This window comes from Exiguobacterium sp. s26 (assembly GCF_018618235.1).
GTDB lineage: Bacteria > Bacillota > Bacilli > Exiguobacteriales > Exiguobacteriaceae > Exiguobacterium > Exiguobacterium chiriqhucha.
In genome coordinates this window covers 1-21673 of sequence record NZ_JACSLS010000020.1, presented here as the reverse complement: position 1 = coordinate 21673, position 21673 = coordinate 1, and the positions used below count along the sequence as shown (strand labels likewise).

The window sequence follows — 21673 nt, the reverse complement described above, 5'->3', positions numbered from 1 at the left end:
CATCGGATGAGAAACCGGAAATCATTGTTTTCGGCAGAAGTGTAAAAGGCAAACGAGCAAAAAGTGTCAAAATCAACTTGACGTCTACATACCGATACATTTACTTCTTCAATCTCACTCAGCTCATCACTAACCTCTAAAAATACTTCTCCCATTTGTTTGTGAATAATCATGTTAGTGTTTGTGTATATACGCTCTAATATTGGTGGCTGATCGTCTTGTGCGTAGACTGTAAAGTCCCCTGCACTCAAATCATACGATCCGCCTTCACTCGTATCGAGATTAATTTTATAGCTTCCATTCCGATAGACAGTTAGAACAGAAGTAAGCTCCCAATTGCCTAAATCAAAAACTCGTCGTATTCCTGTTGCTTTATCTGAATAAAGTGAATTAACGTTTAAATCAAGTTGAAGATGCATGTTTTGATCCACCAATTTATAATTCAAATGCACCGTTTTAATCGATGCATATGGATCAATCGTCATATTCATTTCTTGATAATTACCAGCCAAGATTGATTTCTTCAAAGATAAATCATTACCATTTAGAATTGGTGCTGCATTAACATTCGTAATTGGATATACAGTTGATAACAGAATCACACTTACGATAAGCAACTTCAATAACTTTTCTCTCATACATTTGCGCCTCATTCACAATAAAATTTTTGGTCCACAATGTAGTTTAATCCCATTTTTATGCTTTTACCTGAATTTTAAAGGAATTATTTTCTTAGTTGTTACTAATTTACTTTTTTCCAAAACAAAAGACCAACTGCCAACGTTGGTCTGATGAACAATTATTTAAATATCTTTGAATAAAGGAGAAAGCTCTTCTTCATATAAACCTTTCAATCCATCACGTCCAAGGCAATTGCTACGGTAATTGAAGAATAAGCTCAACAAAATGGTTAATTCTCGATTCCCTACATGAACTACCGCCTTTTTGTAGCGCTTCCCATTAGATAAGGTTTTTTCTTCAAATGTGATTCCTTTTTCAGCAAATATCAATTTGAATAAGATTTCTTTCGCATCCGGATCTCCAGACGCAACGAGCACCGGAAAATCAAATTGCTCAATGACTTGCTTCAAGAGTTTTGTCCTTGTAACGACCATCTTACCGTATTCATTCAAGCCGTCTAAATTATCCGATTTGATGGCAACCTGTATTTTTTTTGCATATCGTTTTCCAGGTTTAAATGCTTTCAAATACTCTTTTTGATTCAATTGATAAGGCCAAGTACTTTCATTCTGACGCGGAAGTGGTCTCCAGTCCATTAATGCAGCTTTTATTTTATGGTCTTTATCATATAAAGTTTGAATCCGGTCATATTTTTCTTTCCATTTATCCGTTATATCCGTTTTATCCGTTGTCTCTTCGTTCCTTTTACCTCGCTTTAAAGCAAACCAATCATATTCCGGTTTCTCTAATGCCAGAAGTAAACGGGCTTGAAAATCCAACATAGTTGAATTCGGATTACCTTCTTTTATATTATGTGGTACCAATCCTTTTTCAGCACGAATTTCATTCGTGACTTCCCCAACCAAGTTATATCCTGTATCACCGGTTTCATCCCAATATCCATTTTCCCAGTTTTTATCTAACCATGTATCTGAATTATTACCATACACTCGTGTTCGAGCGCGCACCGCTTCAATCGGATAGCCACCAAGCCCTTCTTCGTTCCCAAAAAATACGATGTCAGCTTCTCGAAAGGCGCCGTAACCAAACCATTTCTCTAATCGTTTCATTTCTTCTTCTGATAGATGAAACTGATTGCTTTCAAAATTCGTTGTCATTATTTGGCCTCTTTTCAATGGTATGGGATAGAAAATGATAAAACTTAGAACTCAGTGTACTTAGTCATCAACGCATTACATTACATTTTTTGTTCGATTCGCTTTAGCACTTCTAGAATCTCTTCTAAAATTTCACGTTCATTTTTTGTGTCTTCTTGATTGACATACCTTGGAAGAACATTTTCCATCGCGACTTCCCATGTCGACCTACTCTCATCTCTAAAATCACTAACTTCTTTAAAAATTTCCAAGTATTCATCGGATAGTTGTTGACGACTTCCAATAAGCCCTAAATCTCGTAAACATTTCTTAAAAAATCGAACATTACCTGGCTTGTCGCCTACCTTCTCTGCAAAATCTTGATCTGAATAATACATTTACATCCCTCCAATTGATGAGCATGACTTGCCCTTAAAAATACAATATCACCTAATATAAACATTGTAAAGCATTCATTAGAACTTCTTTCGTAATTGCTCGAAATAAATTCTCGAAAATATTATCCTTTTTACTTATGTTACAAGGATTATGAAAAGATTGAGTTTTAATTTTTGTTGACGGTATAAATGAGTTTCTGTCTTTTTCCCAAATATAAAAGCTCATTATGCAATAGCATAATGAGCTCAGATTGTAGACAAAGTCACGTTTCAGGCGAACTGAAACGTGACTTTGTCGTTTTCGGGCCTTTAGGCGCTCTGCCCGAGCCCCTTTTCAGGCGGGCTGGGCGTTCTTCCATGCCCAGCCCGCCATCTTCTTGAGATTGAGGGCAGCAAAAGTAAGCATCGCCTGCATTGAAACTTTTTCAAGTCCCCGATAACGGGTCCAACGCATGCCATGCTTCTCTTTTGCGTCCGCGAACACGCGCTCGACCGTCTGTTTACGACGGTAATAGATGTTGCGGTTCAATTCCGTGTGGCGGAGGTCTTCGACCTCGTCCATATAGGGTTGCCAGAGGTGTCGTTCGATTATCCGCTGGTGCTTCTGGCTCTTCGTGCACTGCTCGAGCAGCGGGCAGTTCACACAAACCTTGGGATTCGAGACGTACTTGCGTTTCCCCTCGCGCATCGTCGTGCTGTACGTTAATAACTCGTTGTTTGGGCAGATGTAGACGTCATGGTGCTCGTCGTAGATGAAATCCTTGGTCTTGAAGGCGCCCTTCTTACCCTTCGGGCGGGTGTATGGGAAGACCGGCAGGATCCCACGGTCAATCAGCAGCTTGGCAATGGCCGGATTTTTATAGGCGGAGTCGTCGGCGACGGCGAACGGTTGAATCAGGCGGTCGGAGACCTTGTCGAGCAGATCGGGGAACGCTACACTATCGTGCACGTTACCCGGTGTGACGATAGCACCGAGCACGAACCCATGGGCGTCGCTCGCCGCATGGACAGAGTAAGCGAACTGCTTCTCACGCTCACCTTTTACGTAATATCCACTCTCAGGGTCTGTCGTGCTGACCTTGATTTCCTTCGTCTCCTCCGCCTGATTCTTTTTTGGCCCTAAGGGCTTCTTTCCACTTTCTTCGCGGTCTCGCTCGACCTCGGCATCGAGTTGTTCCTGATAGTGTTTCACCTCTTGCCGGACGGTCTTCTTGACGAGCTTCCGCTTGTTTGCGTTCGCTTTGACGTGTGTCGAGTCGACGAATAGGACGGCGCGATCGATGAACCCTGCGTCCGCAGCCTGTTCAAGGATATGAAAGAAGATGTCGTCGAATAAGCTCGTGTACTGGAATCGACGCACATAGTTCTTCCCGAACGTCGAGAAATGTGGCACCTTGTCCGTGAATCCGAACCCGAGAAACCAACGGTATGCGACGTTCGTCTCGATCTCACGAATCGTCTGTCGCATGGATCGGATACCGAACAGGTACTGAAGGAAGGCCATCTTGATCAGGACGACAGGGTCGACGCTTGGCCGGCCACGGTCCTCAGAATATAAGTCCTCCACGAGCGGATAGATGAACTCAAAGTCGATCACCGCCTCGATTTTTCGGACCAGATGGTCCGCTGGCACAAGCTCGTCGAGCGTGACCATCTCCAGTTGTGTCCGATTGGTTTCCGATTCTGTTGATTTCCTGATCATCCGATTCTCCTCCATAACTGTTTCTATATCTCTCATTATAAAAAAGCGACGATGGTACGAAAAGGGGGATTGATGCGTGGGCCGACTGCGGGCACGGCGAGAATTCCAGGGGATTAGCAAGCAAAGGGAGACCCAGCAGCGACAAAGTCGCGATGCGGCTCCCTGCTTGCCCCCAGAAAAGCGAGCTGTGCCCGGTCGGGCAAATAAAAAAGACTGCAGACAATGTTTTGTCTACAGTCTGAGCTCATTATGCAATAGCATAATGAGCTTTTATATTTCACTCCACCCCAAACCGATAAACCGTCCTCGAGTGATACAACTCCTCTGGTTTCAGTTCAATCGATGTGGCGATGTCTGGATGGTTCGGTGCGTCCGGGAACGCTTGGGCTTCAAGACAGATGGCACTATGCTTTTGCCGTCCCTCAAGCGTGACCGGTGTCTCTTCACTGAGGAAGTTCGCCGTATAGACGACCATGACTGGTTGGTTCGTTTCGACGTCCATGACGCGTCCGCTCACCGGATCATGCAGCCGGGTCACCCCGTCCTTCAAGATGAACGGGTGATCCAGTCCCCCAGCCTTAACAATCGCTTCGTCCTCCGACGTAATCGCTTCACCGACTCGCTTCCCGTCACGGAAGTCGAACGGTGTCGCTTCCACTTCAAGTAACTCGCCCGTCGGCAACGACTCGTCATCGAGCTTCGCAACGTGGTCGGCCGGCAGCGTCAACACATGGTCATGAATCGTCGGCCGTCCGCCGAGATTGAAATAGTTGTGATGGTTCAAGTTGACCCACGTCCGTTCGTCCGTCTGGGCCGTCATCGTGACGACCAGTTCGTTGTCGTCCGTCAACTCATAGACGACCTTGAACGTGACGTTGCCGGGATACCCCTCTTCCCCATCTGGGCTTACATACGTAAAGGTAATCGCCTGCCCCTCGACGTCCATGTCCCAATGCCTGGCCGTGATGCCGTCGTCTCCGCCGTGGATATGATGCGGGGCCTCGCTTGGGGTCAAGGCCACACCATCAATCTCCGCATTGCGGATCCGTCCAGCGATTCGTCCGACGACAGAACCGAGATAAACCGGGTTCTCGAGGTACTGCTCGGGACTATCGTACTTCAAAATGACGGAGTCCATATTCCCGTTACGGTCCGGTGCCGTCAACTCGGTCATGGCACATCCGTATGAAATGGCAGACAAGCGCATACCGTTCTTGTTTTCAATCGTTGCTTCTCTCAACTGGCTCACCTACTTCAACTAGTTTACCTGTTCATTCCCGTAGTCGTCGCTCCGTACTCCACTTTATCGACGTGGCTGAGGAACGAAGCCATGAACGCGGTAAAACGTTCCTGTCCTTCCACCGTCTGTTTGAACACGCCCGCGTCCTCAAGTCCTTTGACAAACTTGTCGACGACGGCCTGGTCGACAATCGTCTTCGCGTCGCCTTCTTTCGCCTTCAACTCATCCGCCCAAGCGCGGTGCATGTCCGCCACTTCAACGTCTTCACCGGCCACATAGCGGACGACTTGTTCGAGTTCAGCCTTCAATCGTGCCGGCAACACGGCGAGCCCCATCACTTCAATCAAACCGATATTCTCACGTTTGATGTGGTGGACGTCGGCGTGCGGATGGAAGATGCCGTCCGGATGCTCATCGCTCGTCTGGTTGTTGCGGAGGACGAGGTCGAGCTCATAACGTCCGTCGCGGCGGCGCGCGATCGGTGTCACCGTGTTGTGACGGGTGTCACCTGAATACGGGACGATATCACCGTCACCATACTCGCGCCAGTGACCGAGCAGCTGGTTCGCCAACATGACGAGCTGCTCTTTCTGGTGTGAGCGGAGCCGCACGACCGAGAGTGGCCAATAGAGCGTCTCGATTTCGACTTGATCGTAACGGTCCGAGCGATACGTCGAGACGACCTTGGCATCGTCCATCGCAAACCGGTAGCGGCCGGCCTGATAATGGTCGTGCGTCAAAATCGATCCACCGACGATCGGCAAGTCCGCGTTCGACCCGGCGAAGTAATGCGGGAACTGCGACACGAAATCGAGCAGACGCTCGAACGCGCCCCGGTCGATGACCATGTCCCGCACGTCGTTCGACAACAAAATCGAGTGCTCGTTGTAGTAGAGGTACGGCGAATATTGGAACGACCACGCCTGTCCGCCGAGTGTGAGCGGGATGATGCGGTGATTGGCCCGGGCCGGATGTTTCAAGTGGCCGCCGTAGCCCTCGTTTTCAATCGCGAGCAACCCTTTCGGATAGTTCGTCTCCGGCGTCGGTTGCAGGCGAGCCCGTGCAATCTCGCGCGGGTCCTTCTCCGGCTTCGACAGGTTGATCGTGATATCGAGCGTGCCGTAGCGGGTCGGTGCCTTGTACGTGATGTTGTTGGCAATCCGTTTCGTCTGGATATAGTTCGACGCCTGACTCATCTTATAGAAGAAATCCGTCGCCGCTTCAACATCGGCAGCTCGAAGCGCGTTGAACGTGCGCGTCACCTCAGATGGTTTCGAGACGAACACGTCCATGACCTCGGCCATGAACTGGTCCTTCTCTTCGAGCAAGTCGTCGACGAGCCCGCGTTCGACCGCGTGTTCTGTCAATGTCTCGAGCAGATTCGGGATCGAGTCGTGTGGGACGAACGTCGGTTTCGTGAAATCGAGCTGATTGATTCGGGCGAGGATACGGTTCCGCGCATAGACGCGATCCTGTTCCGTAATCAGTTCCTCCCGAATTGCCGCCTCGACGAGCGCTTCAATCGTAGATTCAATCATCGTCTCACCCCTTCGACATGTTTATAGCCTTCGGGATGATGCTTGTGCCAGTTCCAGGCGTCGGCGAGAATGACATCGACCGTCGACCGTTCCGGCACCCAGCCGAGTACTTGTTTCGCCTTGTCCGGTGACGCGATCAGCATCGCCGGGTCACCGGCACGACGGACGCCCATCTGCACCGGGATGGCATGTCCTGTCACGCGACGGGCCGCCTCGATGATCTCGAGCACCGATAGCCCCGTCTCCGTTCCGAGATTGAACACGTCGCTCGCACCGCCTTGTTTCAAATAATCGAGCGCGCGCAAATGGGCGTCGACGAGGTCTTGCACGTGGATGTAATCGCGGATACATGTCCCGTCCGGCGTCTCGTAATCGTCGCCGAACACGGTGATTGCGTCCCGTTTCCCGTTTGCCACTTCGAGCACGAGCGGAATCAGGTGCGTCTCCGGCATATGGTCCTCACCGATCTCACCGGTCGGGTCGGCACCGGCGACGTTGAAGTAACGAAGCGCCACGAAACGGATACCGAAGGCGCGGTCGCACCATTTCATCATCGTCTCCATCGCGAGCTTCGTCGCCCCGTACGTGTTCGTCGGGTTCGTCGCAGCCGTCTCTCGGATCGGCATCTCGTCCTGGTCGCCATATGTCGCCGCCGTCGAGGAGAAGACGATGCGCGTCACGCCGTGTTTGCGCATCGTCTCGAGCAACACTTGTGTGCCGAAGACGTTGTTGTCGTAATACGCGAGCGGCTCATCCATCGACTCGCCGACGAGCGAGTTGGCCGCGAAATGGAGCACCTCGGTGATCGATTCGTTCGCGAACGTCTGGTCCATAAAGGCACGGTCGCGGATATCCCCGTCATAGAAACGGACCTGTTTCGGCACCGATTCGATGTGACCGGTCTGCAAGTTGTCGATCACGATGACGTCTTCCCCGCGCGCAAGCAAGGCGCGGACTGCATGGGAGCCGATATAACCGGCCCCTCCGACGACGAGTACACTCATTTCACTTCCTCCTCTACGAGTTCACGCGCCCCGTCCCCGACGGACGCGATATAAAATGTCGGCGCATAGCCGATCTCTGCTTCATACACGGTCGACACGGTCTCGATGACCGCTTCCGTCGTCGTCTTGTCGACGATGGCGATGGCGCAACCACCGAAGCCGGCGCCTGTCATCCTGCTGCCGATGACGCCGTCGCAACTTTGCGTCGCGGCGACGAGCGTGTCGAGCTCGCGGCCCGTCACTTCGTAGTCATGCTTCAGTGACGCGTGCGAGTCGTTCATCAATTGACCGAACGCGTCGAGCCGTCCGTCCTCTAGCGCGGTGAAGGCGAGCTTCGTCCGCTCGTTCTCCGAGATGGCATGGCGCGCCCGCTTCCGGAGCGTCTCCGGGAGCTCGTCCGCCACCGTCTCGAACGTCTCGACCGACAGTTGCCCGAGCGAGGCGACATCGAAATGTTGCTGCAACAGGCCGAGCGCCGTATCGCATTCGGTGCGCCGTTCGTTATATTTCGAGTCGGCGAGTTCACGGCGCTTGTTCGTGTTCATAATCAAGATGTCATATCCATCGAGCGTGATCGGTGCGTAGTCGTGATGGAGCGTGTCGCAGTCGAGCAGGATGGCGTGGTCCGCTTTCCCCATCCCGATCGCGAACTGGTCCATGATGCCACTGTTGACGCCGATGAAGTCATTCTCGACGCGCTGTCCGAGATGGACGAGGTCAATCCGATCGAGACCGAGTCCGTATACCTCATTGATCATGAGCGCCGTCACGAGTTCGAGCGAGGCCGACGATGACAAGCCGGCACCGTTCGGGATATTGCCGGCGAGAAGGAAATCGAATCCTCCGACCGCGTGCCCGTCCGCGCGCAGGAGCGCGACGACGCCTTTGACGTAGTTCGCCCAGTCATGCTGCGCGTCATACGTCCCATCCGTCAGCGGGAATGAGACGATACCGACGTCCTCGAAGTTGAGCGAGTAGACGCGGATTAGTTCATCCTCACGTTTCCGGACTAGCCCGTACGTGCCGAACGTGATGGCACATGGAAAGACGTGGCCTCCGTTGTAATCGGTGTGTTCGCCGATCAAGTTGATGCGGCCCGGTGCGAAGAAGCTTCGCTCGGGGCTTGCCGAGAACACGGTCTCGAACTGTTCGTTCAGGTGTGCTGAATCAAATGAAAGCATACGACTCCATCCCTTTCTTTGCTCATGCCGGGCGGATGACCAGGCAATACGCGTCATAGTCCTGTTGTTGTGTGAGTGTGAGGCCTTGTTCTATCAAATAGCGTCCGCTCACGCGTCGATCGTCGTAAACGTAAACGCGCTCCGGGTCGAGCCCGGCGAGTTTGACGCGCAATCGGTTCTTACCGTAATGACGACGGTCGGCGTTGACGAGGACGACATAATCCTCCCCGTCCGTGTAACCCATCGCATGTACCCCGTCCGTCTTGAGCGAGGCGAGGCGATAGCTCGTGCCGTGCTGGACGAGCGGGCGGATCGACTTGTACGTCTCGATCCATTGTGCCGCCTCAACAAGCTCGTCCTTGCTCCATTCGAGCAGGTTGCCGCCGATGCCGAGCGTACCTTGCATCGCGCTGACGAACCTAAACTTGAGCGGGAGCGAGCGGCCGTTCAGCCAGTTCGGCGCGTCCGTCACCCAGCAGCTCATCATCTTGGCATTATAGGCGTACGAGAAGCCTTCCTGAATCTCGAGCCGGTCGAGCGCATCGGTATTGTCGCTCGTCCAGACTTGTTCGACGCGCATGAGCACACCGAGGTCGATCCGTCCCCCACCGCCGGCGCATGACTCGAAAGCGACGTCCGGATGTTTGGCCCGGAGCGTATCGAGAATGCGATAGACGGCTTCCGTGTGGCGGAGCCACAGCTCTTTCGCGTCGCGTAATTGCGGGCTGTCCGGCTCCGAGAAGGCGCGGTTCATGTCCCACTTGATATAGCGGATCGCATGCTTCGACAGCAGCTCGTCCAATAGACCGGTCACGTGCGCCTCGACTTCTGGGAGCGCCAAGTTCAACACGAACTGGTTGCGCGACGTCGTCGATGGGCGTCCGCCCGTCTGGTAAATCCAATCGGGATGCGCCCGGTACAAATCCGAATCCGGGTTAACCATCTCCGGTTCGACCCAGAGGCCGAACTGGAGGCCTTTGCCCTCGACGTAACGGATGAGCGGTTCGAGCCCGTTCGGGAACTTCGTCGTGTTGACGTGCCAATCCCCGAGACCGGCCGCGTCCGAGTTCCGTTCGCCGAACCAGCCGTCGTCGACGACGAACAGCTCGCAGCCGATCGCGGCTGCCTCATCGACGAGCCGTTTCTGACCGTCCTCGCTGACGTCGAAATACGTCGCCTCCCATGAGTTATACAGCACAGGTCGGAGCGTCTCGCGCGTCCGTTCCGGCATGATGACGTCGCGCTCGAAATCATGCGCGTTCCGGCTCATGCCGCCGAATCCCTGTTGCGTGTAGCCGATATAGCCGGTCGGTGTCGTGAACGACTCACCCACTTCGAGTCTCTTCGCGAAGTCGAACGGGTTGAGTCCGCCTGTCACTTGCGTGAAGCCGAACTGGTCGCGTTCGAAGTGGATCGCCCAGTTGCCGGAGTGACCGAGGAAGCCGTAAATAACCTCACCGTTTTCTTCCGTCGCCGACTGGTCGAGCGCGAACCACGGATTGCTTTGGTGGCTCGTCAAACCGCGGCGGCTCTCGATCGTTTTTTTACCTGGGAGCAAGTCGCCTTGCTGGAGCCGGAACTCGCTCGTCCACGCCCCACTGAAATGACTGAGGCGAAGCTTGCGTTCCGTCAAGCCGAGGCTGAACGACTGTGCGCTCTCGAGCGTCACCGTCTCGCCTGTCTGAATCGTCATCTTGCGTTCGATGATGTCGTACGCTGCATACACCTTGAAGTGGAGCGTCACCGTCAACTGTTGGATCGAATCGACCAAGTCGATTTCGAGCGTGTCGCCATCGATGCGGGCATCCTGGAACGTGAAGGCATGTAGCCGTTCACTTTCGGTGCGGCTCTTCAACGTCGGTTCCGTATAGACGAGGTCACCGAACGAGGCGAATTCGTACGCGGCGACGCCTTCTGGTGTCTCAAATGACGAATGCAAAATGCGTGCGTCCGGCAGCTCGGCATAATCGGCTTCAAGGAGCCGGCCACCGAGATATTGATGGACGAGTCGTCCGCGGGCGTCGACGTCGAACACGTAGGCGAGGTTTGTCCCTTCAATCACGAAGCGGTTTTCAAAGCGGTAAATCATGCCTCCACCTCCTGCTTCAAGATGACGACATCGAGCGGATTGAGCTCGAGCTTGCCTGATACTGCTTCCCCCTCGAGCGTTTGCCAGTCGCCTAACACGTCGACCGTCGACGTCACGTCCGTCGAATGGTTCATGTAGAAGCGAATGACGTATCCATCGCCGTGGCGGTCGACTTTCTCGACATCGTCCGGGAGGCGGTTGGCATCGATACCGGCGCGTGTGAGCGCCTCGTTGTAAATCACATCGAGCATCGCATCGTCGACCGATGAGCCGATATACGTCACGTCGCCCTTGTACGTGTGGCGTGTGACGGCGGCCGTCCCTTTGTAGAACGCCTGCTCATACGTCGCGAGCACGTCGGCATCCTTCGGCGTGATCAAATCGCACCAGATGTTCGCCTCGGACACATAGTCACCGAGTCTGACTTGGTTCGACTGGACCGCTTGTAAGCTCTCGTACTCATCGATCTCGATGCCGGCGTATTTCGCGAACTTGCCTGGGAGCGTATCGAAGTGACAGCGGTTGATTGGGTCTTTGACGCCCGTCCGGTACGTGAAGATGACGTGGCCGCCGTTCTCGATATAGTCGATGAGTGACGCATCGAACGTGTCATTTCCGAGGAAATAGAGCGGCACGACGACGAGTTTATAGCGGTCGAGTGCGTCGCCTGGGAAGACGATATCCGTGTTGACACCTTGGCGGACGGCCGCCCCGTAAAAGCGGACGAACTCTTGCTTGAAGTTGAACGCGTCCGAGTGCGGTTGGTGCGTCCATGCCCATAGGTTCTCTTGGTCGAAGTAGACGGCGACGTCGGCCTTATATTCAGCCGCGTTGATTATATCGCCATGCGTCGAGAGCTCTTTCATGACGCCTTGCACTTCATCGAACTTCCGTTTCGGCTTGCCGTCGTGATCGATGATGCCGTGGCAGAACTCCTCGGTCCCGAAATGAGCGGCCCGGAAGCGGAAATAAACGATGGCTTCGGCGCCGCGGGCGACGGCCTGATGCGTCCACAGACGGATGTGGCCCGGTCGCGGCAAGTAGCCGATCCGGCTCCAGCCTTGCGCACCACTGAGCTGCTCCATCACCCAGAAGCCTTTGCCTTGTTTCGATGAGCGGCACAAGTCATGGTCGTGTGCCGTCTTCTCGAAACGGTTCGGCTCCGGCAGACCGCCCCAGACCGGATAATTGTCGAACGAGACGTAATCGAGGTCTTGGGCCATCTGTTGCTGGTTGATCGCCATGTCGCTATAGACGAGGTTATGTGTGATGAACGCGTCGTCATGGATGAGCGGCCGGAGCGTGTCGACTTGGAGCTTATTGAACGAACGGTACGCGTCCGAGCAGAAGCGGTCGAAGTCGACGAGGAGCGACGGGTTGTGCTCTTGGAACACGGTACGAGGGACCGGAATCTGACTCCATGCCGAGTATGTATGGCTCCAGAAGACGGTCCCCCAGGCCGCGTTCAACGCGTCGAGCGTCTCATAGCGGTCTTGTAGCCAAGCTTGGAACGCGACTTGGTCGACGTCGCCGTACGAGCGGTCCGATTTCTCGTGGCCGTACTCGTTGTCGGTCTGCCAGCCGATGACGGCCGGATGCTTCCCGTAACGTTCCGCCATCTTGCGCGTGATACGCTCGCAATACTCGCGGTATACTGGACTGTTGACCGTATAGTGGCGGCGGGCGCCGAAACTGATGCGGACCCCGTCCGCCGTCACCGGCAAGATGTCCGGATATTTCTCGATCAACCAGGCCGGTGGCGTCGCCGTCGGCGTGCCGAGGATGACGTCGAAGTCTTTGCCGAACGTGTCGACGACCTCGTCCCAAAACGAGAAGTCGAACTCGCCGTCGGACGGCTCCATCATTGTCCACGCGAACTCCGCCATGCGGATCACGTTGACACCGAGCTCTTTCATCAAGCGGACGTCCTCGTCCCACAGGGCGCGGTCCGTCTGTTCTGGGTAATAATCTACACCTACATACATTTGATTCACCTCAATCGATTATTTGACCGCTCCCGAAGTCATGCCTTTCTGTAAGAAGCGTTGGAAGAAGATATAGAACACCATCGTCGGCAAGCTGATCAACACGAGCGAGGCGTATAGTTTACCTGGGTCACCACCGAGCGCTTCCGTGAAGAACGTCGGGGCCATCGTCACCGTCTGATAGGCCGGGTCCGTCATGAACGTGAGGACCATCAAATACTCGTTCCACGAGTTGAGAAACGCATAGATCGTCGCCGTCGCGAGCGCCGGCTTGGCGAGCGGCATCATGATCTTATAGAAGATTTGGAACGTCGTCGCCCCGTCGATATGGGCTGCTTCCATCAGTTCGTTCGGCAGCTCGTCGAAGTAGCTCTTGATGAGCATGAGTCCGAACGGGAGGAAGAACGCCACCTCGGCTCCGATCAATCCCCAGTAGCTGTTCAAGCCGTCAAGGTTGCGCAACGTGAAGAAGAGCGGGACGATGAGCGACGCGACCGGCAACATGAGCCCGGCCAAGACGAGGTTGAAGAGTAACCGTTTCCCCGCGAACTCGAGCTTCGAGAAGCCGAACGCCGCGAAGGCAAGAAACGAGATCGAGATGATGATCATAAAGAACGCGACGATGAAACTGTTGAAGACAAACTGAGGGAAGTTCGGGTTCTGTAACGTCGCGATATAGTTACTGAAGCCGTTGACCCGTAAACTCTCTTTGAACATGACGAAGATCGGGAACAACCAAATGACCGCCATGAGCGACAAGCCGAGATTGGTGAGCCATCTTCCTTTTTTCGTTTGGATTTCCATGGGTATCCCTCCTCAGTCCATTTTCTTCTGTACGCGTGTCTGGAAGTACGTGATGCTGAGCGCGATGATCAGCAAGATGATGGCGACGGCACTGGCGTAGCCGACCTCTTGGTGCAACATCGATTTGCGGAACAGGTACGTCGAGATGACCTCGGTCGAGTTACCCGGTCCACCTTGCGTCGAGATCCAGACGATATCGAACGTCTTCAGTCCGCCGATGACCCCGAGGATCGTCAGCGTGAACGTCGTCCCTTTAAGATTCGGGAACACGACGCTCCAGAGCGTGCGCCAGAAACCGGCGCCGTCGATGTTGGCCGCTTCGAACACTTCACGCTCGATGGCGAGCATCGCCATGTAGTACATGATCATCGACGAGCCCGTCCATTGGAAGATGTTGATCAAGATGATGGCGTATAAGGCGACGTCCTGGTCGCCGAGCCAGTTCTGTTCGAATGCACCGAGACCGACCATGCGGAGGAATTCGTTGATATAGCCGAACTGGAAGTCGAAGATTTGTGAGAACGCTGCGCCCAATACGACCGGGCTCAACACGACCGGGAAGAAGAACACCGACTTGAAGAACGTGCGGCCGACGCCTTTCGTGTGGAGCAGGTAGGCCAAGACGAGCCCGAGACCGGCTTGAATCGTCACGGTCAAGACGGTGAAGATGCCCGTGTTCTTGAGCGCGTTATAAAATTCCGGGTCGCTGAACATGCGGCCGAAGTTCTCGAAGCCGATGTACGTCTTCTCGAACGAGATGCCATCCCATGAGAACAGCGAGTGATAGGCGTTATAGAAGATGCCGTAATAGATGAAGGCGATGACGAACAGGACGGTCGGGGCGACGAACGCCCAGCCAATCAAGTTCTTCTTCAGCTGCGCTTTCTTCTTCGTCGAATCCGGTCGTTGCGGCGGGACCGCCGACAGCTTCGGCTGTTCTTCCGGTAACTCGGTTGCGTGTTGCATAAGGTTCCCTCACTTTCCTATCAAAAAATCGAGCGCCAGTCAGGCTGGCCACTGGCGCTCGTTCGATTATTTACCTTGATCAGCGATGGCTTGGATGCGCTCGAGCGCTTTCTTAGCGTCTTGACCGCCGGCGATGTTTTGAAGTTCTTTGCCTAGCGTGTCGTATACTTTCGGGTCACGGATGCCGCGTCCCGCGACGGCGTTCTTCACCGTCTCGTTCAAGATTTTGTACGACTCGCGTTCCACGTCAGACGTGAACTTGTCCTCGTACGCCACTTCGATGTCCTTGACGGCCGGAGCCATCTCGAACTTCTCCATGTAGAGCGCTTGGCCTTCGCCTTGCGTCATATAGGCGATGAAGGCGGCAGCGCCGTCTTGTTGTTTCGACTCTTTGTTGACGCCGAGCGCCATGTCGATCGAGGCGATGACCGGTTGTTCTGTGCCGCCCGCGAGGTTCGGGAGCGGGACGAAGCCGATTTCATCTTCGAAGTTGTTCCACTTGTCACGCTTCTCGACCGTCGTCATCGAGTGGGCTTCCCATGAGCCGATGACCCACATCGCCGCCTTCTTGTCGAAGAAGTTGTTCATGCCGTCCATATATGTCGCGAGACCCAAAGCGCCTTCTTGGAACACTTTGTCTTCGAACAGTTGTTGCCACAATTCGGCCGTCTCGACCATCTCTTTGTCCGTCCACTTCGCCTCACCCGCGAGCACTTTTTGGATGTACCCTGGTGCGACCTGGTGGCTCAAGACGTTGAAGACGTCGGTGCCGACCCAGGCGTCTTTCGCGCCGAGCTGCATCGGGATGACCTTGTCGCCCGAAGCGTTGATCTTGTCAATCGCCGCGATCGTCTCGTCATACGTCTTCGGCGGTGTCACGCCGTATTTGTCGAGCATCGTCTTGTTGTACATGAGATACGCCTGGCCCGTGAACCCGACCGGTACCGCCATCTGTTCGCCGTCGACCGTCGTCTGTTCGACGCCGAGCTCGATCAACTTCTCTTTCCAGCCCGCGCCGGCCGCTTTGTCCATGTAGTCTTTCGCCGGGACGAGGCGGTCCTTGTATTGCGGAATCATCGGTTCTTTAAGCCCGATGACATCTGGGCCGTCGCCGCCGAGCATGGCGACTTGGAGCTGTTGTTCATAGTCCTCGAGACGTTTGAACTTGACGACGTAGTCGTCTTGCGACTCGTTGAACGCCTTGGCCATGGCTTCCCCAACTTCTGGTTGTGGCGCCCAGCCCCACCAGTTAATGACCGGCTTGCCGTCTTCCGTCGTCGCGGCCGCTTCTTCTTTTCCGCCGCAAGCAGCGAGTAGTGATGACAAGACGAGTACCGATGATGCGAGTGCGATTGTCGTTTTCTTCATGTTCATTCTCCTTTGAATGTTATGCGACCAGCTTGAGGCAAAGCTCCCGAATCAAGTGGTCTGGCATCGGTTGATCCCCGAGCCGGGTGAGTGTGTATGCGATTAATTCCAAATCAAACTGCCAATGGTCGTCTATGTACGATCCGACGACGTATAGGTCGGCCCCGAACGGCAACGCGTCCTGTTGCTTCAACCGCCATAGAAGCATCTCGAACAGTCCGTCGAAGTCGTTCGTGCGGGCCCCGTTCAAATCCGAGACGCGGAACAGCCGGATGTCGCGGGCCTCCTCGTCGTAGAGCCGGAAGATGCCGTCCCGCCGTGAGCGGGTGACGACGACGTCGTCCGCTTTTGAGAACGCTTCCAATTCATTGAACGTTGAACCGTCCCGTGTGAACAACCGTGTCGCCCCGTAGCGACCGAATATATCGTGAAACTTGTCTTTCAGCAATGGTGTCTCTATGTCCATGTCTACCCCTCCACTTTCCCGTTTGAGAGTGTCACCCCTTACTTAGTAAATTAAATTTATTATCTAACTACAAACAGACTATAGCATATCCGTTTCAGACTTGTAAACGGTTTCATTCAAATTATTTTTCGACACAAAAAATCGCCCTCAAGGTGAGAGCGATTGAATCATTGAATCTCGCCGAACAGTTGGTTCGTGATCAAGGCGGCCGCACCGAGCGCGCCATGGTTCGCGTTCCACGGGACGACGCGGATGTCCGTCTGGCGGGCGTCCATCGTCAGCGCCGTCTGGGCGACCCGTTCCTGGATGTTGGCGACGACGTTCGGCGCGTAATTGAAGAGCGGTCCCCCGAGCAAAATCCGGTTCGGGTTGAGCAGGTGGATCATGTTGAGCGTCGCGATGCCGATATACTCCCCGGCCCGCTCATACAGCTGCTGGATGTCGACGTTCGTCCCGACGGCGTCGCGCAGGTCGTTCAGATTGAGCTCATGCTTCAACTGCCGGGCCTCGTTCAAGATAGCCCGTTCCCCGGCAACCGCCTCGAGGCAGCCACGGTTGCCGCACGAGCAGATCGGCCCATCGAGCATGATGCGCATATGGCCGATCTCACCGGCGATATGGTGCTCCCCGTCGATCAGTTCCCCGCCGTGGACGTAGGCGCCCCCGATGCCGTAGCCGGCGTAGACGTAGAAGAACTCGTCGATACCGATTGCCTCACCGAAATACAGCTCCCCTAAGGCGAGTGTCCGTACGTCGTTCTCGACGAAGACGTTCTGGTTCAGCCGCTGTTCGAGCTCTTGTTTGAGTGGGATGTCATGCAAGTGGAACCGCGGCGCGAACAGGACGATCCCATTCCCTGCCTCGACCATCCCGTGGACGGACACCCCGAGCCCGATGACGTCGCCTTGGGCCTTGGCGGCCAGTTCTATGTATAGCGTCACGATGGCCTCGATGAACTCCTCGTTCGTGTCGAACCGCTCGTCATGCCACGCCTCACCTAACATCTCCCCATGGATGTTCGTGACGACGCCGTGCAAACGTCGCTGCGTCGCGTCGATGCCGATGACGAAACGGTCACTCGCCGCGAGTTCAAGCATGATTGGCCGTCGTCCCCCGCTCGAGACCCCAAGTTCACGTTCGTTGATCAGCCCTTCTTCTTTCAGCTCGTTGACGATGTTCGAGATCGTCGGCTTCGTCAAACTCGTCGCCTTGGCGAGCTCGACCCGGGACACCGGCTGATGGAGCCGGATGAGCCGGAGGATGAGCGAGCGGTTATACGTCCGCATCCATTTCGAGTTCCGTGGTGTCGTCTTCCCCATAACTGTTCCACCCATTTCTTTGCTTTTTTCTTAGTATAGCATGCCGTGGAAACCGGTCATGGATTGATTGAAAAACAATTGTCAACGCTCTCATATAATTTTCAATATCGTGCAGTGGTCTAATTGATGTTATCCCACGATTGGTTGTTGTTACTCCGTTGCCACTTGAATCCGTATTCTAAAATATGATTATATTCCGTGCAAATCCTCTGCTTGTGTCCTATAGAATCGGTCGCGCACCGTGTATAACATCAATTAGACTCGTCTTACCTAGGAAAATGAATGAGCGCTCGGAAAAGAGCAATTACGATGACGACGGTTGACGATCAAATTCACGAGTGGGAGCCGATGATTCATTATGTCATTCGCCACTTATCGATTCACCCGAATGAACAAGAGGACTGTGCGCAAATTGCCCGTATCGCCTTATGGGAAGCCTTGAACCGCGGCTGCACGTTGTCAAAGACGTACTGTTTCCAACGCGTCAGAGGCGCCATCTTGAACCATCAACAAAAGACGGCACGCCATTTAAAACACGAGGTCACAGCGGAACGAATCCCGGAGCAATGCATGACCTCGGAACGACATCTCTTTGACTGGCTAGACGAGCAACGGATGTTGTTGTCTCCACGCCACTTTGAACTACTCTGCCATCTAATTGATGGGACGGAACAGACGCTCTCCTACTCACCAAGTCGGCTACGTGCATACAAGGCCGATGTCCAGCGCGAGCTGAGAGAAGCCATCAATGACAAGGAGTGACTCACATGGAAAACATCACGTTAAATCACGCCATCACTGTCTATCTAGAGGACCTAGAAACGCGTCAACAAAAAGCGAAGAAGACGCTCAAATCTTATCGCAATACATTAAGACGTTTTGAAGCCTTGATGCACGATTCGAATGTGACGCTATTAAAAGACGTCGATGAAGTAGCGCACGCGTTTCCATACCGGGATGAAATGATTGATCAGGACTATTCACTGAATACGGTGAAGACGTACGTCATGACGATGAAAGCATTCATGAGTTATGCCGTCGTGAAGGGCTGGATTGCTAGTAGTCCGTTCGCGCTCGTCAATGTCACCGGAGCCGGGACTCGTCGTCAGTCACGCTTCATCAGTCGGGACCAACTGTCAAATCTGTTATATCATGCGCCAAACGCGACGCTTTATAACATTTTCTTAATGGGTGGAGATGCAGGTCTTCGCATCAGCGAAATACTTGATTTAGAGTTCAAGAACATCCGCTTCGACAGCAATGAGATTGCCATCGAGTTCGCGAAAGGCAACAAGTCACGGGAGATTCCGATGACGAACCGTCTGCGCGAGTCGCTCGAACGGTATATGAAAGTCGAGCGCCCCAAGCTGGAGGTGGAATCACCCTACGTGTTCGTCATGCCGAACGGCAATCAAGTCCGTCCGAACTATGTGAACGAATACTTGCGTGCCGTCTCAAACGAGCAGCTCGATTTCCCAATCACGACTCATATTCTCCGTCACAGTTTTGCTACCGAACTGCTTAATCTTGGAGTGAGTATCACCATCATCAGTCGCTTACTCGGTCACTCTTCGACCGAGACGACGGAGTTGTATTTGCATATCACGAAAGAGCAGAATCAGGAAACGATTAACTTATTGAACGAGTAAACTACAACGTTAGAATTACAAAAATATCATGTCGTCTTTTCTTAGATAAAAGAACTGAGAAATCTTCGCTCTATCCTGTCCTGTAAAAGGGAAAAGAGACTGGGACTTAACACTATATGCTTCTGAATCTCTTTAATGAAAAAGAAAGTTCCAATCACCGATGTTCAGTGATTGGAACCTTCTTTTTATTTTGCGCAACACCTATGGTGATAAATATCCAAAGGTTCAATGCCATGAGAGCGAAACTAATCTCGTATTTCACATGTCCGTTCTGCTCATAACTTCGGTCAAACAATCAGATAAGTCACCAAGTCATTCTCTTCAAATTTCCTGATATTCGGACGGTTAGAGCAAAGTACGAACTCATGTGTAATCAACGCTGTTAAAATGGTTCTTTCTCACTTTTGATGAAACGCTTCATCCCTATGGTTATGTAGACATCGATTCATATTTCAGTAGAACAACGAGCCTCAATTGACATTCAATATTTTGATGCGCAACAGCTCCAATCCTGCCCGACCATACATTTGACGTTTGATCGTCTTGAGTCGGTTGACCTGTCCCTCGACCATGCCGTTTGAACAGGGCAGCGTCATCCCGAGCCGGATGGCATCGATGTCCCCTCGTATATAGGTTGTGAAAGAGGCTAGTGGGGTTTCGTTCATCCGTTCTGCCTGTTAACACCATTTTAGGATATCCTGTTCAGACGTCGCTTCGCCGAAAAGATTCTTGAACGAACGGACAAGCTCGTTCAATACCTTCAAGAAAGGATGGATGTCCAGTATCTTTATGAGAAGTGGTTTGTTAGAAGGCTCGTCCTCCCAGAGGACTTTCTGGATGATTCGTCGATTGATGTTAATCTCGTATGGGACTGCTTTTTTCAATTTTGCCACATAAGGTCGAAACGTACTGATTCCACGGAGATATCCTTTCTGCTTCAACGTCCGGTACATCCATTCGGTCGTCCTACCTTGGCGGATCCATCTGAAGATGTCTCCCTTGTAGATGTCTGCGCTGTGTCGTCGATGTGACCGACTGATTCTTGGTGGCTCTGTCATCTGTAGGTATTTACGGCACGTCTTTGGGTCGATATGATGACGTCTGATCAACTCGGAAATCGGAACACCCTGTCTTGCATCCTGTTGTACTGCGAGAATAAGCGTCCATTTTCTTCTTTCAGCGTCTGTCAGTTCACGTTCGGCGTTAAGGCCATCCGGTTCGAGAAGGATTTTTTCGCTAAATGGAAGACGTCGCTTCAAGATTTCTTCAATTTTCTTTCCTAAGTTATGAAACAAGTGCCATCGGTCACTCACCTGCTGAATCGTCTCATCGGCCAAACGGATGGCCTCCCGAAACTCCATGGACCCGTCACGTGCCACCACCTGGATGGTGGGATGCGAACGAATCCAAGCACAGACGGTTTTGACATCCCGAGAGGGAAGTAAGGCGATTGGGCGTCGTGTCTCTAGATCACAGATGATTGTCCCGTACTTTTTTCGTTTTCTCCAGGCCCAGTCATCAATGCCGACCACGCGAGGGTCAGGCGTTTTCCGATGATGTTGTGAGCGTTTCAACAGTCGGATTAGCGTACTATCGCTGATATTGTTGAAGATACGTTCCAGCCCGATCGCACTCATCCCACTTAAGAGCTTCAGTAGCCCACATTCTAAACGGATTTTTCTGCGGGAGTATGGTCGACACAGGGAAGGAAATCTCTCCGTAAAGATGCTTGAGGGACAGCTTGGTTCGTCGCAGAAGAAACGTCTTGCCTGAATCCGTAGCTGCATATCAAATCCGAACACACGCTCATCGTGCAATGTCCTGATGTATCGGCTTTGGACACGATCTGAGCTTTTAGTGCAATGGGGACAGGGTGCGCACGACTTTTTTCCATGACAAATGAACTGATATGTTTCATCACGACGGTTCACCTCGACCACTTCTAGTTCTGGAAGAAACTCGTTTAACATGATTGGTCCCTTCAATCCTTTTAGTAAACTAATTCCCGAAGATTACCTTCATCAAAAGTGAGGAAGAACCATTTTAACAGCGTTGATTACAATCGATCTCCTGATTCTTGACGAATGGCTCCTCACCTGTATTTTGCAATACAAATGTGCACAATAATGCAACGAAAAGTACAGAACTTTGCCAGCTGGGTTTTAGTGTTTCGACAACGCATGCGT

The 21673-nt window shown here is 52.9% G+C and carries 19 protein-coding genes; 2 read left to right on the top strand and 17 right to left on the bottom strand.

The window, feature by feature from the left end:
- The 15 genes from KNP82_RS15170 to KNP82_RS15100 form a co-directional block, all read right to left on the bottom strand.
- Positions 1-638 (bottom strand): hypothetical protein (locus KNP82_RS15170; protein ID WP_214828771.1); only part of this gene is annotated, 638 nt, incomplete at its 3' end.
- Between the two features lie 165 nt (positions 639-803).
- Positions 804-1799: a hypothetical protein gene (locus tag KNP82_RS15165; RefSeq protein WP_214828768.1), complete on the bottom strand. Its 996-nt coding sequence runs from the start codon at positions 1797-1799 to the stop codon at positions 804-806.
- A gap of 80 nt (positions 1800-1879) precedes the next feature.
- A complete protein-coding gene (locus tag KNP82_RS15160; RefSeq protein WP_214828765.1) occupies positions 1880-2176 on the bottom strand; it encodes a hypothetical protein in 297 nt (98 codons plus the stop codon).
- 334 nt (positions 2177-2510) lie between these two features.
- On the bottom strand, positions 2511-3878 hold the full coding sequence (locus tag KNP82_RS15155) for an IS1182 family transposase (protein WP_214828762.1): 1368 nt from the start codon (positions 3876-3878) through the stop codon (positions 2511-2513).
- A gap of 277 nt (positions 3879-4155) precedes the next feature.
- On the bottom strand, positions 4156-5127 hold the full coding sequence (locus KNP82_RS15150; protein ID WP_353049073.1) for an aldose epimerase family protein: 972 nt from the start codon (positions 5125-5127) through the stop codon (positions 4156-4158).
- 14 nt (positions 5128-5141) lie between these two features.
- Positions 5142-6656, bottom strand: a complete 1515-nt coding sequence (locus tag KNP82_RS15145) for a UDP-glucose--hexose-1-phosphate uridylyltransferase (protein WP_214828756.1) — start codon at positions 6654-6656, stop codon at positions 5142-5144.
- Entirely contained in the window at positions 6653-7660 is a 1008-nt protein-coding gene (gene galE, locus KNP82_RS15140; RefSeq protein WP_214828753.1) for a UDP-glucose 4-epimerase GalE, read from the bottom strand. Before galE ends, KNP82_RS15145 begins: the two co-directional genes overlap by 4 nt.
- Positions 7657-8841: a galactokinase gene (locus KNP82_RS15135; RefSeq protein ID WP_214828750.1), complete on the bottom strand. Its 1185-nt coding sequence runs from the start codon at positions 8839-8841 to the stop codon at positions 7657-7659. Before KNP82_RS15135 ends, galE begins: the two co-directional genes overlap by 4 nt.
- 22 nt (positions 8842-8863) lie before the next feature.
- Complete coding sequence (locus tag KNP82_RS15130) at positions 8864-10930, bottom strand: alpha-galactosidase (RefSeq protein ID WP_214828747.1); 2067 nt, start codon at positions 10928-10930, stop codon at positions 8864-8866.
- Positions 10927-12915 carry a beta-galactosidase gene (locus KNP82_RS15125; RefSeq protein ID WP_214828744.1) on the bottom strand — a complete coding sequence of 663 codons (1989 nt, stop codon included), beginning with the start codon at positions 12913-12915 and terminating at the stop codon, positions 10927-10929. Before KNP82_RS15125 ends, KNP82_RS15130 begins: the two co-directional genes overlap by 4 nt.
- An 18-nt stretch (positions 12916-12933) precedes the next feature.
- Complete coding sequence (locus tag KNP82_RS15120) at positions 12934-13719, bottom strand: carbohydrate ABC transporter permease (protein ID WP_131472964.1); 786 nt, start codon at positions 13717-13719, stop codon at positions 12934-12936.
- 12 nt (positions 13720-13731) lie between these two features.
- Positions 13732-14685: a carbohydrate ABC transporter permease gene (locus KNP82_RS15115; RefSeq protein ID WP_214828741.1), complete on the bottom strand. Its 954-nt coding sequence runs from the start codon at positions 14683-14685 to the stop codon at positions 13732-13734.
- Between the two features lie 66 nt (positions 14686-14751).
- Complete coding sequence (locus KNP82_RS15110; protein WP_251128786.1) at positions 14752-16053, bottom strand: ABC transporter substrate-binding protein; 1302 nt, start codon at positions 16051-16053, stop codon at positions 14752-14754.
- A 19-nt stretch (positions 16054-16072) separates the two neighbouring features.
- Entirely contained in the window at positions 16073-16519 is a 447-nt protein-coding gene (locus KNP82_RS15105) for a hypothetical protein (protein ID WP_214828735.1), read from the bottom strand.
- A gap of 167 nt (positions 16520-16686) precedes the next feature.
- The gene (locus KNP82_RS15100) at positions 16687-17838 is read right to left on the bottom strand and encodes an ROK family transcriptional regulator (RefSeq protein WP_214828732.1); all 1152 of its coding nucleotides are present in this window, start codon (positions 17836-17838) and stop codon (positions 16687-16689) included.
- Positions 17839-18147: 309 nt separating this feature from the next.
- Here KNP82_RS15100 and KNP82_RS15095 point away from each other — a divergent pair, with 309 nt between their 5' ends.
- Complete coding sequence (locus KNP82_RS15095; RefSeq protein ID WP_214828729.1) at positions 18148-18600, top strand: sigma factor; 453 nt, start codon at positions 18148-18150, stop codon at positions 18598-18600.
- A 5-nt stretch (positions 18601-18605) separates the two neighbouring features.
- Positions 18606-19487, top strand: a complete 882-nt coding sequence (locus tag KNP82_RS15090; RefSeq protein ID WP_214828726.1) for a tyrosine-type recombinase/integrase — start codon at positions 18606-18608, stop codon at positions 19485-19487.
- Positions 19488-19957: 470 nt separating this feature from the next.
- Here KNP82_RS15090 and KNP82_RS15085 read toward each other — a convergent pair whose 3' ends face one another.
- Both KNP82_RS15085 and KNP82_RS15080 read right to left on the bottom strand, forming a co-directional pair.
- Complete coding sequence (locus tag KNP82_RS15085; RefSeq protein WP_214828723.1) at positions 19958-20152, bottom strand: transposase; 195 nt, start codon at positions 20150-20152, stop codon at positions 19958-19960.
- Positions 20153-20164: 12 nt separating this feature from the next.
- The gene (locus tag KNP82_RS15080) at positions 20165-21457 is read right to left on the bottom strand and encodes an ISL3 family transposase (protein WP_214828720.1); all 1293 of its coding nucleotides are present in this window, start codon (positions 21455-21457) and stop codon (positions 20165-20167) included.
- Between the last annotated feature and the right edge of the window lie 216 nt (positions 21458-21673).

What these genes read in the sequence shown, in the direction of transcription:
- KNP82_RS15135 (WP_214828750.1), bottom strand. Translation starts at nt 8,841, where the DNA reads ATGCTTTCATTTGATTCAGCACACCTGAACGAACAGTTCGAGACCGTG.
- KNP82_RS15090 (WP_214828726.1), top strand. Translation starts at nt 18,606, where the DNA reads ATGGAAAACATCACGTTAAATCACGCCATCACTGTCTATCTAGAGGAC.
- KNP82_RS15110 (WP_251128786.1), bottom strand. Translation starts at nt 16,053, where the DNA reads ATGAAGAAAACGACAATCGCACTCGCATCATCGGTACTCGTCTTGTCA.
- KNP82_RS15130 (WP_214828747.1), bottom strand. Translation starts at nt 10,930, where the DNA reads ATGATTTACCGCTTTGAAAACCGCTTCGTGATTGAAGGGACAAACCTC.
- KNP82_RS15080 (WP_214828720.1), bottom strand. Translation starts at nt 21,457, where the DNA reads ATGTTAAACGAGTTTCTTCCAGAACTAGAAGTGGTCGAGGTGAACCGT.
- KNP82_RS15165 (WP_214828768.1), bottom strand. Translation starts at nt 1,799, where the DNA reads ATGACAACGAATTTTGAAAGCAATCAGTTTCATCTATCAGAAGAAGAA.
- KNP82_RS15095 (WP_214828729.1), top strand. Translation starts at nt 18,148, where the DNA reads ATGACGACGGTTGACGATCAAATTCACGAGTGGGAGCCGATGATTCAT.
- KNP82_RS15155 (WP_214828762.1), bottom strand. Translation starts at nt 3,878, where the DNA reads ATGATCAGGAAATCAACAGAATCGGAAACCAATCGGACACAACTGGAG.
- KNP82_RS15085 (WP_214828723.1), bottom strand. Translation starts at nt 20,152, where the DNA reads ATGAACGAAACCCCACTAGCCTCTTTCACAACCTATATACGAGGGGAC.
- KNP82_RS15115 (WP_214828741.1), bottom strand. Translation starts at nt 14,685, where the DNA reads ATGCAACACGCAACCGAGTTACCGGAAGAACAGCCGAAGCTGTCGGCG.
- KNP82_RS15105 (WP_214828735.1), bottom strand. Translation starts at nt 16,519, where the DNA reads ATGGACATAGAGACACCATTGCTGAAAGACAAGTTTCACGATATATTC.
- KNP82_RS15100 (WP_214828732.1), bottom strand. Translation starts at nt 17,838, where the DNA reads ATGGGGAAGACGACACCACGGAACTCGAAATGGATGCGGACGTATAAC.
- KNP82_RS15120 (WP_131472964.1), bottom strand. Translation starts at nt 13,719, where the DNA reads ATGGAAATCCAAACGAAAAAAGGAAGATGGCTCACCAATCTCGGCTTG.
- KNP82_RS15145 (WP_214828756.1), bottom strand. Translation starts at nt 6,656, where the DNA reads ATGATTGAATCTACGATTGAAGCGCTCGTCGAGGCGGCAATTCGGGAG.
- galE (WP_214828753.1), bottom strand. Translation starts at nt 7,660, where the DNA reads ATGAGTGTACTCGTCGTCGGAGGGGCCGGTTATATCGGCTCCCATGCA.
- KNP82_RS15160 (WP_214828765.1), bottom strand. Translation starts at nt 2,176, where the DNA reads ATGTATTATTCAGATCAAGATTTTGCAGAGAAGGTAGGCGACAAGCCA.
- KNP82_RS15125 (WP_214828744.1), bottom strand. Translation starts at nt 12,915, where the DNA reads ATGTATGTAGGTGTAGATTATTACCCAGAACAGACGGACCGCGCCCTG.